We start from the raw sequence: 13,583 nt of genomic DNA, 5'->3' as shown, positions 1-13,583 counted from the left end.
CTAGACCATCCCACTTTGGCAACTTGCAACTCCTCTGAAGTCCCGACGCTTGCGAGTGACAACCCGTGTGGCGGGTTTGAGCTTCATTGATCCTGCCACGATACTAAAAGCGCTCTCTGTGGTCATCGTGTCTGCACAGCCGCAGACTGGCATCCCTCCTCGTTACTCCAATACGGTCACTTTCTGCAAACGCCCATTTCCTGAACCGCACGGCCTGACGCTGTCACCCAAAGGCATAATCGGCCGGGCTACGCCTCGCGGTCGTTCAGCTCATACCCAGTACTCCGCCCACCCCCTGCCATCTTCCGAAGCACGCCGCGGGCGAGCAGTTCATTGATGTCCCGTAGGGCCGTATCCGCCGAGCACTTGCTGATTGCGGCCCACTTGCTGCTGGTCAGTTTTCCGTCAAAACCATCCAGCAGTCGATTGAGCACCTTAGCCTGTCGCTCGTTGAGCGGCGTGGCGGCCCAGCGCTGCCAGAATCGGGCCTTGGTCAGCACCGCATCAAGGGTCTGATGGGCTTGGTTGAGCGAGCGGTGCAGACTTTCGAGGAACCAGATAAGCCAATCGGTGACATCCATGTCGCCTTTCTGGGTTCTCTCGAGGAACTCGTAGTAAGCCTTCCGGTCGCGCTGGATCTGGGCGGAGAGGCTATAGAAGCGCTGCGGGGTGCCATCCGCTCGGGCAAGCAGCAGATCACCTACGGCCCGGGCGATGCGGCCATTGCCGTCATCGAACGGGTGCAGGGTAACGAACCAGAGGTGGCCCAAGCCTGCCTTGAGCAGGGGCGGAACCTCGGAATCTGCATTGAGCCAGTCGAGAAAGCGCGCCATCTCAGAAGGCAGGCGATCCGCAGGCGGCGCCTCAAAGTGAACCTTCTGCCGCCCCACCGGCCCGGAGATTACTTGCATCGGCCCCGTCGCGTCGTCCCGCCAGGCGGCAACCTTGATCCGCGCCATCCCCGAATAGCCGGTCGGAAACAGCGCGGCATGCCACCCGAACAGGCGTTCATCGGTCACGGGCTGTCCGCAGTTAGCGGTTGCATCCAGCACCATCTCGACCACGCCCTCGACATGGCGATCGACCGGCGCAAGCGCGCCAATATCCACGCCCAGACGACGCGCAATGCTCGAGCGGACGGAAGCGACGTTGAGATGTTCGCCTTCGATCTCGCTGGTCTTCACCACGTCCTCAGTAAGCGCCAGCAGACTTGCCTGATCCCGCGTCGCTGCACCAACATCGGTCAGCCGCCCGAGGAGTAGCCCCTGGGCCCGACTGACTTCGGTGAGCGGGCGAGCCAGTACCGCGAGGTCGTAACGCCACTGCGGCCAATCGGGGGCCTCCCAGATGCAAAGATAATCACCGTAATTCATGCGGTGATTATGATGATCTTTCTCCGCAGGCGCAAGAATATCGCCGCACAAAATGCGGTGATTAACATCTTACTGGTTGCAGGTTCTGCTTTTCACGCCCGACGCAGCTGCATCAGATCGTTGCCCAAGTGTAATCCATGGACTACACTCAGCTTATGCTTGAAATCATTCAAAGCACAACCTTCTCACGCTGGCTCACCAAGCTGAAGGATCGGGCCGCCATCATGCGCATCAATGCCCGAATCCGCCGTGTGGCAGAAACCGGTAACTTTGGTGATGCCAAGCCGGTCAGAGATGGTGTCAATGAAATCCGTATCGACTACGGCCCCGGCTACCGGCTCTACTACCTGCAGCATGGCCCGATCATCGTGGTGCTACTTGCCGGTGGGGACAAGAGCACCCAGGACGCCGATATCAACCGAGCGATCGAGATTGCGAAGGAGTGGAAACCATGAGCGAACAGTTCTCCCGTTGGGATCCTGTTGATCAGCTTCAATCCGAAGAAGACATGGCGATGTATCTGGATGCCTGCCTTGAAGAAGATCCGGGTGATGGCAGCGTTGTGCGTGCCGCGCTCAATGACATCGCCCGGGCTCAGGGCATGACCCAACTGGCCAAAGCAACCGGAATCACACGTGAAGGCCTCTACAAGGCGCTCTCACCCACTGGCAACCCGGAGTTCTCGACGATTCTGAAGGTCATCAAGGCACTAAAGATCAAGCTCCACGCATCGGCCGGCGGCGAGCCCTTGGCGACTGCGTGAGCAGGGGCGCATGCAGGATCAAGAGGAGACATTTCGGTCCCTCTTCAGTGATCGGCGCCACATCTGGTTCATCTCTGGTCGGCCGTGGCGAGCCAACCCGGGCGCGCATGGTGTGATCTGCCCAGCCTAGGCTGGGCACACTGTCGTTGCAGCAGCGGCGCTTTCACGAACTGTTAATCCGTAGGTCCCTGGTTCGAGCCCAGGTCGAGGAGCCAAGACAAGCAAGAAGCCAACCCGCGAGGGTTGGCTTCTTGCTTTTTTGTGTTGGTTTTGAGCCTGTGGTCTGATGCTTGTGCGGTTCCCGTCGGGGTGCGCCACCAGCGTCAGCGCCCGGCGGACGCACGACGGCCGCAGGCCCCAATTCGCTTACAGGGTCCGGGCGTAGAACGCCTTCAGCCTGGCCACAGCAGCATCCACATGTCCGGGAACCCAGTAGGTGTCGATGTGCGTCGCGCCTTCGATCCTGAATAGCGCCTTGTCTTTTGTACCGGTGGCTTTCGCGAACGCGTCCTCGGTCATGTACAGGCTGTCCGCCTTGTCCCCGGCCATCATCAGCAACGGCTGGTCAATCAGGGCGTTCTGGTCGGTGGCGTCGAAGCGCATGAGTTCGAGCAGGCTGCTGGTGGTGTATCTGAACGTCGAGTTGGGATGCGCGTGGGTCTTCCAGTAGTACTGGTAGCCCTGGCGGTACAAATCGAAGGGCAGCGCGGCGATCTGCTCGTCGGTCAGGCTGGCATCTCCGGAATAGAGGATTTCTCCGCCGGCCGCTTCCTGGGCGCGGGCCGCCGAAGCCTGCCGGAGGCGTTGCTGGATGGTGTCCAGCTGGGAATCGGCATAGCCATTGCGGCGGACCCGGCCGGAGTTGAACATGCTCAGGGTGGCGACGGCCTTGAAGCGCTTGTCGGTTTGCACCGCAGCCAGGGCGTATCCGCCGCCGCCGCAGATGCCGAACACGCCGAGGCGCTGCCCATCCACGCCGGCGTACCGGGTGATGAAGTCGGCCATGCCGTGGATGTCCTCGATCCGGTAGGCTGGCTTGTCCACGTTGCGGGGCTGCCCTTCACTGGCGCCCTGATACGCGGCGTCGGCGGCGATCGTGATGTAGCCTTCATCGGCGAGACGCTGGGCATACAGGCCGGCCACCTGCTCCTTCACCCCGCCGTTGGGGTGGGCCACCACCACAGCAGGATATTTGTTCGCCGGATCGTAATTTGCCGGGGTGTATACGTTCGCCGCGATCTCCAGGCCGTTGAGCCGATACCGGACCGGATGGATGTTGACCTTGCCCGGTTCGTTGCGGGTGATCGCACCGTCGTAGACCAGCGTGAACGGATTCTGTCTGTAATCTGCCGCGCAGGCCGCGTCGGCCGATACGCCGATCACCGCTGCCGCGAGGGTGGCTTTCAAGAGGGGCGTTGCCATCTGAATGCTCCATGGGTAAGTTGAAAGGGAAGGTCGCCCGGCCCGCCTTTTGTGAGGCCGCGCGGGCCACGGCGATCCCGAGGCGGCATCCGCTCAGTCCAGCCGCTTCTCGGCGAGGAAGGCCGAGACCAGGTTGGCGACCTCGACGTTGTTCAGGTCGGCAAAGGGGAAGTGGGTGTTGCCCCGGAGCCCAAGCTCGGGCAAGGCCACGAGTCGCGCGTCGCCGCCGTGCCGGTTCACCGCATCGACCCACAGCCGCGCCATCGCCAGCCGCACCCGCCAGTTGTCGAGCCCCGGGTTGTCCGGCTGTGGCGATGTCGGAATGTTGTCGCCGTAGTAGAGGACGATCGGGATGCGCGTCAGGGCCTGGAAGCGGTCGAGGGGTACGGCTGTCGCGCTCAGGGGCCCGGTCGCGCTGGGCATGGCGGCCGGCAACTCCCCTTCGGGGAATACGAAGCCGCTGCCCGGCTCGTAGGCGACCACCGCGCGCACGTTCGGATTGCGCATCACGGTCTCCCAGCCCATTCCGCCGCTGTGCGAGTGGGTCACCAGCACCGCAGGCCCGATCCGATCAAACAGCGCCGAGACCGCGCTCACCGCCACGTCGGTGTCCAGCGGGCCGGTGTCGGGCACCATCTGGCGGAAGAATTGATTGAGCGCCTCCGGGTCGTCTGAAAACTGCACGCCGGGGTACAGCCTGGGCCACACCCCGAGCCGGAACACGTTGAACCAGCGCTGCTCGTCGGGTTCGGCCGAGATCCGGGTGGCAAGGGTGCTACGGTCGGCACCGCCACGGCGCGGCTGATCGACCAGATACACCGGGAAGCGACGACGCAGGAAGATCGTCTGAAAGCCTTCGCGCCCGTCTGGCGTGGTCTCCCAGGTTTTCATGAACTCACCGTAGCCGTGCCACATGACCAGCGGCAGCGCGCGCGGGTTGGCGGGTATCTGAAAGACCACCCGCGCGTGATCGCCATGCAGGGTCTGGCCCGCCGCCCCGGGCTTGCCGGGCTCATCGGTGCCGGGGCCTTGCACCACGCTGCCACCGACCGCGAAACTGCCCTGCGCCTGCAGTGCGATGGGCGCCGGTGCGGGCGCGGCACCGAAGCAGGCAGACGCAACGCCCGCCAGCAATGCCGGGAGCAGCCGTTGAAGAAGTCGTGTCATGGGCGACGCCTCAGTCATCGAGCCGACGCTCGCTCATCCACTTGACGATCGCCGGATCGCGATGGGAGAAGAAGCTGCTGACACCGGTCTCGAGCCCGGCGATCTGCCGCAGATCCTCATCCGGCAACACGAAGTCAAAGACCGCGAGGTTCTCCTCCATGCGCGCTCGCCGTACCGACTTCGCCAACGTGACGACACCCCGCTGCACCAGCCATCTCAGCACCACCTGGCCGACCGTCTTGCCGTGACGCTCCGCAATCGCCACGAGTTGCGGGTGCTGGAAGAGGTTGTTACGCCCTTCGGCAAAAGGCGCCCAGGCCTCGGGCTGCACCCCCAGGGAGCGCATGAAGTCCACGCTTTCGCCGTGCTGGTGAAAGGGATTGATCTCGATCTGGTTGACCGCCGGCGTGATCGCGTTGAACGCCTGGATGTCCATCAGCCGGTCTGGCTCGAAGTTGCTGAGGCCGATGGCACGCAACTTGCCGGCGCGGTACGCCTCCTCCATCGCCCGCCAGGCGCCGTGGACGTCGGAATACGGCTGGTGGATGAGGTACAGATCCAGATAGTCCAGCCCCAGGCGTCGCAGCGAGGTGTCGATGGCCGCCTGGGTGCGCGCGTAGCCGACGTCCTCGACCCACAGCTTGGTGGTGACGAAGAGCTGGTCCCGCGGCACCCCGCACCGCCGGAGGCCCCTGCCCACGGCCTCCTCGTTGCGGTACGACGCGGCTGTGTCGATCAGGCGGTAGCCGGCCTGCACGGCATCGACGACACAGCGCTCGCATTCGGCTTCGTCGGCGATCTGGAACACGCCGTAGCCGAGGATCGGCATCTGGACGCCGTTGTTGAGGGTCACTGACTGCATGTGCATCTCCTTGGGTTGTGTTTGCGGAGGGGTGGCGGGCGGAAGGGTGTCAGCGCCGGGCGTCACGGAATGCGTCCCGCGCGACCGCCGTGGCCGAGACTGCACTCGGCCATCCGGCGTAGAACGCAAGGTGCGTCAGCGCCTCGACGAGTTCGCCCTCGGTGAGCCCGTTCTCCAGGCCAAGGCGCAAGTGCGAGCGCAGCTGCTCGGGACGATTCAGCGCGATCAGCGCGCTCACGGTGACGAGGCTGCGGTCGCGTCTGGACAGGCCGGGCCGGTTCCAGACATCGCCGAACAGCACGTCGTCGGTGAGCTGCACGAGCTTCGGCGCCACATCGCCCATCAGCTGCTGCGCGCGGGAGGGCGCCGCGCCACCGCCCGCCTGCGCACCTGCTTTCGGGTAGGCGTCCTCGCCCACCGGCTCGAGCCACACCACGCTCTGACCGGCCTGTGCTTCCTGGATCGCGATGTGCGTCATCGAAGTGCCCGGGCCCGCGCCATGCCAGTGCTTGACGCCGGGCGCGATGTGCACCACGTCGCCCGGACGGATCGCCTCGACCGGCCCGCCCCAGCGCTGCACGAGCCCGCCGCCCGTCGTCACGATCAAGGTCTGCCCGAGGGGATGGGTGTGCCACGCGGTGCGCGCACCGGGGGCAAAGCTGACCATCCCCGCCGAGCCGCGTTGCTCGCCCGAGGGCACCGACAGCATGTCGACGGTGACCTGGCCGGTGAAATGCTCCGCCGGCGCCTGCCGGACTTCCCGGCTTGCCCCGCGCGCGATGGCGAGAAGCGCATCGTCGGCGGCCTGTGCAGGGGCGGCGGCCGCCAGCGCGGCGATGGTGAATGACTTGATCATGATCGGGACTCCTTTCTTGGGCAGGGGCGTGCCCGGGAACGTCAGCGGCCGGCGCGCGCCGCCAGATGAGCCGGGTAGCGCTCGCCCTCGACAGCAATGCCGTCCAGCGCGCCCTCGATCTGGCGCAGGTCGTCCGCGTCGATGTCGAGGGCAGCCGCGCCGAGGTTCTCGTCCAGACGGTGCGGCTTGGTGGTGCCGGGAATCGGGACGATCCACGGCTTCTTTGCGAGCAGCCAGGCCAGCGCGATCTGGGCCGGCGTGGCGCCCCGGGCGGCGGCGATGGGCTTGAGCGCGTCGACCAGCGCCTGATTGACCTGCCGCGCCTGCGTCGAGAATCGCGGCACGATGTTGCGAAAATCGTTCGGCGCGAAGGCGGTGCCCGCATCGATGGCGCCCGTCAGAAAGCCCTTGCCCAGCGGGCTGAACGGCACAAGGCCGATCCCCAGCGCCTCGAGCAGCGGAAGGATCTCGCGCTCGGGCTCGCGCCACCACAGCGAGTACTCGCTCTGCAGGGCCGCCACCGGCTGCACCGCGTGGGCGCGGCGGATCGAATCCACACCGGCTTCGGAGAGCCCGAAATGCCGCACCTTGCCTTCGGCAATCAGCGCCTTCACGGTGCCCGCAACGTCTTCGATGGGCACGTCCGGATCGACGCGGTGCTGATAAAGCAGATCGATGTGATCGGTGCGCAGGCGCTGCAGCGACGTATCGACGACGGCGCGGATACGCGCGGGGCGGCTGTCCAGGCCCTGCGCGGTGTCACCCTCCCGGAAGCCGAACTTGGTGGCGATGACCACCTGATCGCGCACGGGCGCCAGCGCCTCGCCAACAATCTCCTCGTTCAACGCGCCATAGGCCTCGGCGGTGTCAAAGAAGGTGACACCCTGGTCAAACGCCCGGCGGATCATCTGGACGCCGGAGCGGCGGTCGAGGCCCGAGCCGTAGCCGAAGCTGAGGCCCATGCAGCCAAAGCCGAGGGCAGAGACCTTCAGCCCGCTTGCGCCCAATTCACGCGTTTTCATGGCAGTTCTCCTGCACAGAGACGAACGAGGGTTCACGCTTGCGGCGCATCGGGCGCCAGGGGGCCGAACTTGTAGGAGGCGGTCACGCCGCCGTCGATGAGAAAGTCGCTACCGGTGATGAAGCCGCCGTCGGGCCCCATCAGCAGCGCTGCGAGCTGCGCGATTTCGTCCGGCGTACCTGCCCGGCCGACCGGGCAGCCTTCGATCATTCGGCGGTAGCCGGCGCCGCGGGGGCCACTGAGCTCATCGTTGGCCAGCGGCGTGATGACGATGCCGGGGCTGATGGTGTTGAGGCGCGCGCCGCGCTGGCCCCACGTCACCGCTTCGGCCATCACGCGCAGCGCATTGCCACGCTTTGAAAGCTGGTACGCGTGCAGCGTGTCCCGCACGGCGCCGGGCAGCAGAAAGTCGAGCTGCAGCAACGCCTCCACCGGCGTCATCGCCAGCGCCCGGTCCTGCTCGGGCGTCAGGGCAGGCAAGCGGTGGCCCGACTGCGACGAGATGACGATCCCCGCGCCGCCGGGGGCGATCACTTCGCCGAACCGGGCCAGCACCAGCGCGGTTCCGTACAGGTCGACCCGAAGAATCGTCTCGATCGAGGCCTGCGACGGAGACACCCCCGCCGCCTGGATCAGCCCGGAAACCGGGCCAAGGGCGCAAGCCGCCTCGACGAGCGCCTGAACCGACGCCCGCGACGCGATATCGACCGCCGCCGCGCTGGCGTCGAAGCCGGCATCGTGAAACTGGCGCGCGGCCTCTTCCGCCTGCTGTTCATGCAGGCTGGCGAGGAGCACACGCTTGCCCGCCCCGACCCGCCGCGCAATGGCCTGGCCGATCTTGCCGGCCCCCACGACAACAATGACTTCCTTCATTCTGACCTCCCCCGATCAGCCGTCAGCCAGGCGCCCCTGGCGATGGCGCACGCCACGCCCATCCGCATCGGCACGGCGCCCCGATGGGTGCGGCGTGCCGAGTGGGTTGCGGTTGCGGTGTTCATGGCGTCTCACTCTACGGGGCGACATTGCAATCGAATAGCGCATTCAGGCTTGCACCAGTAGCAACTAAAAATTGATACTGGCGTTCATCCAGAACACCCCGCAGGCGGAGAAGACGTATGCCGATCAATGAGTTCCGCGCCATTGCCACCTTTTCCAAGGCCGTCGAGCTGGGCAGCATCCGGCGCGCGGCGATCGCTCAAGGCGTCACCCCACAGGCGGCCAGCCAGGCGATCGCCCAGCTCGAGCGGCACCTCGGGGTCCGGCTGCTGCACCGGACCACCCGGCGCCTGGCGCTGACCGAGGAGGGACAGCACTTCCTCGAAAACACCCAGCCCGCGCTGGCAGCACTGGATCGGGCCCTGCGGGTGGCGCGCGAGGCGAAGGACGAGATTGCCGGCCCGCTGCGCATCGTCGGTCCGCGCTCGTCGTTCGCCCCCATCCTGATGCCGCTGCTCGACGAGTTCTGCCGCAGCCATCCCGACATCCAGCCCGACGTGCAGCTCGACGACGGCATCGGCAACTGGGTTCTGGATCGCGCAGACGTGGGCTTTCGCATCGGGGCCTCGCCCGACGAGGGCGTGATCGGCCGCCAGCTGTTCCCGGTGCAGATGATCGTGTGCGGCGCGCCGGGCTATTTCGAGCGCCACGGCGTTCCTGCCACGGTGGACGATCTGGCGTCGCACCGCTGCAGCGTCTTTCGCCACCCCGCCACCGGCAAGGTTTCGCCGTGGTACCTCACGATCGATGGCAAGCTCGAGCACCGATCGATCCAGCCCGCGCTCTCGACCAACGACACCGAGCTGGAAATCCAGGCCGTGCTGGCCGGCCAGGTGATCGGGCAGCTGGCGGCCTTCTCGGTCGCCGGGCACCTGCGCGCCGGGCGGCTGGTGCCCGTGCTGCTACCGCAGGTCAGCGCGCACATCGGCGTGCACCTTTACTACGGCAGCCGCGCCGCGCAGCCCAAACGGGTCCGGGCCTTCATCGACCTCGCGCTGGCGCGCCTGCAGGACAACCAGACATACGTGCTGAGCGACACCGAACTGCGCAGCGCCGCACAAGCCTGGACAGGGCGCGCGACGCAAGGTGCTGCGGGCGGCGCGCCCTGAGTCGCACAGGACGCACGCCCTCTCCCTTGCCGCCCCTATGACCACCATCGCCAAATGCAATTGGTCCGTCCTGGCGCGAAACCCTAGACTGGGCTTGACGGTCAACCCGTGGCCCGCAAACAACACGCCGAGGAGAAGAATATGTCCGCCGAATCCAAATGCCCGTTCTCGGGCGACGTCCGCAAGCACACCACCGCCGGCGCCCCGTCGAATGCCGACTGGTGGCCCAACCAGCTCAAGCTGGGCATCCTCCACCAGCACTCCGCCAAGTCCGACCCGATGGGCGCGGACTTCAACTACGCCGAAGCCTTCAAGCAGCTCGACCTGGACGCCCTCATCAAGGATCTCCACGCCCTGATGACCGACTCGCAGGATTGGTGGCCCGCCGACTTCGGCCACTACGGCCCGCTCTTCGTGCGGATGGCCTGGCACAGCGCCGGCACCTACCGGGTGAGCGACGGCCGCGGCGGCGCGGGCACCGGCAACCAGCGCTTCGCGCCCCTCAACAGCTGGCCCGACAACGTCAACCTCGACAAGGCGCGCCGCCTGCTGTGGCCGATCAAGCAGAAGTACGGCCGCAATATCTCGTGGGCCGACCTGATGATCCTCACCGGCAACGTGGCCCTCGAATCCATGGGCTTCAAGACCTTCGGCTTTGCCGGCGGCCGCGAGGACATCTGGGAACCCGAAGAGGACGTATACTGGGGCGCCGAGCGCAAGTGGCTCGACGACCAGCGCTACACCGGCGACCGCGACCTGGAGAACCCCCTCGCCGCCGTGCAGATGGGCCTGATCTACGTGAACCCGGAAGGCCCCAACGGCAACCCCGACCCGCTCGCCGCCGCCCGCGACATCCGCGAAACCTTTGCCCGCATGGCGATGGACGACGAGGAAACCGTGGCCCTCATCGCTGGCGGCCACACCTTCGGCAAGACCCACGGCGCGGGTGACGCCAGCCTCGTCGGCCCCGAACCCGAAGCCGCAGGCATCGAGCAGCAGGGCTTCGGCTGGGCCAGCACCTATGGCAGCGGCAAGGGCGGCGACACCATCAGCAGCGGGCTCGAAGTCACCTGGACGACCACCCCCACCCGCTGGAGCAACAACTTCTTCTCGAACCTCTTCGGCTACGAATGGGAGCTCACCAAGAGCCCGGCCGGCGCCCACCAATGGAAGCCGAAGGAAGGCGCGGGCGCCGACACCGTGCCCGACGCCCACGACCCGGCCAAACGCCACGCCCCGGCGATGCTCACCACCGACCTCGCCCTGCGCTTCGACCCGGCCTACGAGAAGATCTCCCGACGCTTCCTGGAGAACCCGGACCAGTTCGCCGACGCCTTCGCCCGCGCCTGGTTCAAGCTCACCCACCGGGACATGGGCCCGATCGCCCGCTACCTCGGCCCGCTGGTGCCCAAGGAAACCCTGATCTGGCAAGACCCGGTGCCGGCCGTCGATCACCCGCTCGTCGATGAGCAGGACATCGCCGCCCTCAAGGCCAGACTGCTCGGATCCGGGCTGTCGATCTCCCAGCTCGTCACCACCGCCTGGGCGTCGGCCTCCACCTTCCGCGGCAGCGACAAGCGCGGCGGCGCGAACGGTGCGCGCATCCGCCTCGCCCCGCAGAAGGACTGGGCGGTCAATCAGCCGGCCGAACTGGCCCAGGTGCTCGCCACCCTCGAGGGCATCCAGGCCGAGTTCAACAGCGCCCAGGGCGGCAAGAAGATTTCCCTCGCCGACCTGATCGTGCTTGGTGGCAGCGCCGCCATCGAAGCCGCCGCCAAGAAGGCCGGCTTCGACGTGAGCGTGCCCTTCGCCCCGGGCCGGATGGACGCCTCGCAGGACCAGACCGACGTGGCCTCCTTCGCGGTGCTCGAGCCCGCTGCGGACGGCTTCCGCAACTACGTGCGCAAGGGCCTCGAAGGCGCCGCCGCCGAGCTGCTCATCGACAAGGCCCAGCTCCTCACCCTGACCGCCCCGGAGATGACGGTGCTGATCGGCGGGATGCGTGCCCTTGGCGCCAACTTCGACCACTCGGCCCACGGCGTCTTCACCAGCCGGCCCGAAACCCTCTCCAATGATTTCTTCGTGAATCTGCTCGACATGGGCACTCGGTGGCAGAAGTCCGCCACCGAAGGCGTGCTCGAAGGCCGCGACCGGGCCACCGGCGAGCTCAAATGGACCGGCACCGTCGTCGATCTGGTGTTCGGCTCCAACTCGCAGCTGCGGGCGCTGGCCGAGGTGTACGCCAGCGACGACGCGAAGGAAACTTTCGTGCGCGACTTCGTGGCCGCCTGGACCAAGGTGATGAACCTCGACCGCTTCGACCTCGCCTGATCCCGGCGGGCAAACGCAGAGGGGGCGCCCCGGCCGAGGTGCCCCCTCTTTTTTTTATCCGCGGGACAGTCGCGGCTGGACACCTCAGCGGAAGTCGAACAGCTCCCGATGAAAGCACGCCGGCTTGAGCAGGCCGGCCGTGGTGAGGTGCTCGGCGAGGCTTTCGCCCCACGCCGCCGGGCCGCAGAACCATACCGTCTGGCCGGGCTTGAGGCAGGCGGCCACCTCTTCGGCGGGCAGCGGGCCGGCTTCGCCAGTGTGGCGGCGGTGCAGGCGCACCCCGGCGTCGGCGCACAGGGCCGGCATGTCGGCCGCGTAGCCCGGCCGGGCATCCGCAGTGCTGTAGAAGAAATCCACCGGCGCGCGGGTGCCGCCCCGGGCGGCGAGTTCCTGCAGGCGGGCGATGAAGGGCGTGACGCCGATGCCGCCGGCCACCCACACCTGGCTGGTGTCGCCCTGCGTGGCATTGAAGGTGAAGCCGCCGTAGGGCCCTTCGAGGCGGATCGTCTGGCCCACCGCCACCCGCCCCGGCAGCGCCCGGGTGTAGTCGCCCAGGGGCTTGATGGCGAGGATGATGCGGCCGTCCGCCGGGTTCCAGGCGCTGGCCACGGTGAAGGGATGGGCGCCCTCGCCCGCCGGGCCGAAATCCGCCAGCACGCACTGGCCAGACTGGTGTCCGGGCCACGCGGCAGCGGGGCGGCAGACGACTTCCAGCACTCCGTCCGGGTGGCGGGTGACGGCCTCGACCGCAGCCTCGACCCGCCGGCGCACGCCGATCCGCCCGGTGAGCGCCATCACCGCCGGCACCACGCCCAGGGTGGCCATGAAGGCGGTGAGCCAGCCCAGGGGCTGCAGCCAGAAGTCGGCCGGCATCAGCATCAGGCCGTGAAAGGCCCCGGCGATGAAGACCAGCGGAAACAGCTTGTGCACCCAGCGGAAGTAGCGGTAGGGGATGCGCCGCAGCAGGGCGATCACCACCATCGCCAGCAGGATGTAGCCGGCCCATTCGCCCACGTCCTTGGCGATGTCGATCCAGAAATCCTCCGGCCCCTTGGGCCCGCGCGGGCCGCGGGCCGGGCGGGCGATCAGCCCGGCCTTGGCGAGGTTCTTGGGCAGCCATTCGAGCATCCAGTGGGTGAACACGATCACCCCGGCGCCGATACCCACGTGCTTGTGGAGGCGGTACAGGCGGTCCAGCCCGCCAAAGAACTGCTCGACCCGCGGCAGCCGCGCGGCCAGCACCATGCCGGCGCTCATCCACCACAGGGCGAGGATGCCCGAGGCGATGATGAGCGCGCGGCGCCAATCCCACGGCCCCTTGGCCGAGGCGATGACATCCGGCATCACGAAGATCCCCCACAGCAGCAGCGGCACGGTGGCGAGGAGAGCAAGAGGGCGTTTCATTTCAGAAGCTCCGGCAAAAGACAGTCTCGCCGGCAAGGGTAAAACCGGCGGAGACAGAAGGCTGTGTCGTGGTTCAAGGGGGCGCACCCTACACCGATGCGGGGCGCGCGGGGATGCGGGCGTGGTGTGCCGGGCCCCGGGTGGAGCGAGTTCATGTCGGAGATGAACGGGTTCACCTTTGGGAGCCTGTCCGAATTTTTGTGTTTGAGGCATAACGTAGTCCCGGAAAGGAATGGTTATGCCAAGGAAGAAACAGAAACAGCCGCTGCCTGCGGTTGC

The 13,583-nt window shown here is 66.8% G+C and carries 12 protein-coding genes; 4 read left to right on the top strand and 8 right to left on the bottom strand.

Annotated features, from left to right (window positions below; all coding sequences use genetic code 11):
* Nucleotides 1–248: 248 nt before the first annotated feature.
* The gene (locus QQK25_RS04815; RefSeq protein ID WP_284186924.1) at nt 249–1,373 is read right to left on the bottom strand and encodes a Fic family protein; all 1,125 of its coding nucleotides are present in this window, start codon (nt 1,371–1,373) and stop codon (nt 249–251) included.
* Between the two features lie 137 nt (nt 1,374–1,510).
* Between QQK25_RS04815 and QQK25_RS04810 the strand changes: the two genes are divergently transcribed.
* Nucleotides 1,511–1,828: a type II toxin-antitoxin system RelE/ParE family toxin gene (locus QQK25_RS04810; protein ID WP_284186923.1), complete on the top strand. Its 318-nt coding sequence runs from the start codon at nt 1,511–1,513 to the stop codon at nt 1,826–1,828.
* A complete protein-coding gene (locus QQK25_RS04805) occupies nt 1,825–2,136 on the top strand; it encodes an addiction module antidote protein (protein WP_284186922.1) in 312 nt (103 codons plus the stop codon). Before QQK25_RS04810 ends, QQK25_RS04805 begins: the two co-directional genes overlap by 4 nt.
* 366 nt (nt 2,137–2,502) lie before the next feature.
* Here the strand turns inward: QQK25_RS04805 and QQK25_RS04800 are convergent, their stop codons facing one another.
* From QQK25_RS04800 to QQK25_RS04775, 6 genes are all read right to left on the bottom strand, one after another.
* Nucleotides 2,503–3,558, bottom strand: a complete 1,056-nt coding sequence (locus QQK25_RS04800) for an alpha/beta hydrolase (protein WP_284186921.1) — start codon at nt 3,556–3,558, stop codon at nt 2,503–2,505.
* Between the two features lie 93 nt (nt 3,559–3,651).
* Nucleotides 3,652–4,725, bottom strand: a complete 1,074-nt coding sequence (locus QQK25_RS04795) for an alpha/beta hydrolase (RefSeq protein WP_284186920.1) — start codon at nt 4,723–4,725, stop codon at nt 3,652–3,654.
* A 10-nt stretch (nt 4,726–4,735) separates the two neighbouring features.
* Entirely contained in the window at nt 4,736–5,587 is an 852-nt protein-coding gene (locus QQK25_RS04790; protein WP_284186919.1) for an aldo/keto reductase, read from the bottom strand.
* A gap of 49 nt (nt 5,588–5,636) precedes the next feature.
* Nucleotides 5,637–6,443: a (R)-mandelonitrile lyase gene (locus QQK25_RS04785; protein ID WP_284186918.1), complete on the bottom strand. Its 807-nt coding sequence runs from the start codon at nt 6,441–6,443 to the stop codon at nt 5,637–5,639.
* Between the two features lie 41 nt (nt 6,444–6,484).
* Nucleotides 6,485–7,465, bottom strand: coding sequence for an aldo/keto reductase (locus QQK25_RS04780; protein ID WP_284186917.1), 981 nt, complete (start codon nt 7,463–7,465; stop codon nt 6,485–6,487).
* A gap of 32 nt (nt 7,466–7,497) precedes the next feature.
* Nucleotides 7,498–8,337 carry an SDR family oxidoreductase gene (locus QQK25_RS04775; protein WP_284186916.1) on the bottom strand — a complete coding sequence of 280 codons (840 nt, stop codon included), beginning with the start codon at nt 8,335–8,337 and terminating at the stop codon, nt 7,498–7,500.
* 242 nt (nt 8,338–8,579) lie between these two features.
* Between QQK25_RS04775 and QQK25_RS04770 the strand changes: the two genes are divergently transcribed.
* Entirely contained in the window at nt 8,580–9,569 is a 990-nt protein-coding gene (locus tag QQK25_RS04770; protein ID WP_284186915.1) for a LysR family transcriptional regulator, read from the top strand.
* A gap of 141 nt (nt 9,570–9,710) precedes the next feature.
* Nucleotides 9,711–11,900 carry a catalase/peroxidase HPI gene (gene katG, locus QQK25_RS04765; protein WP_284186914.1) on the top strand — a complete coding sequence of 730 codons (2,190 nt, stop codon included), beginning with the start codon at nt 9,711–9,713 and terminating at the stop codon, nt 11,898–11,900.
* Nucleotides 11,901–11,984: 84 nt separating this feature from the next.
* Here the strand turns inward: katG and QQK25_RS04760 are convergent, their stop codons facing one another.
* A complete protein-coding gene (locus QQK25_RS04760; RefSeq protein WP_284186913.1) occupies nt 11,985–13,304 on the bottom strand; it encodes a ferredoxin reductase family protein in 1,320 nt (439 codons plus the stop codon).
* Nucleotides 13,305–13,583: the final 279 nt, after the last annotated feature.

This window comes from Zoogloea oryzae (assembly GCF_030161255.1).
GTDB lineage: Bacteria > Pseudomonadota > Gammaproteobacteria > Burkholderiales > Rhodocyclaceae > Zoogloea > Zoogloea oryzae.
This window is presented reverse-complemented; position numbering and strand designations above follow the sequence as displayed.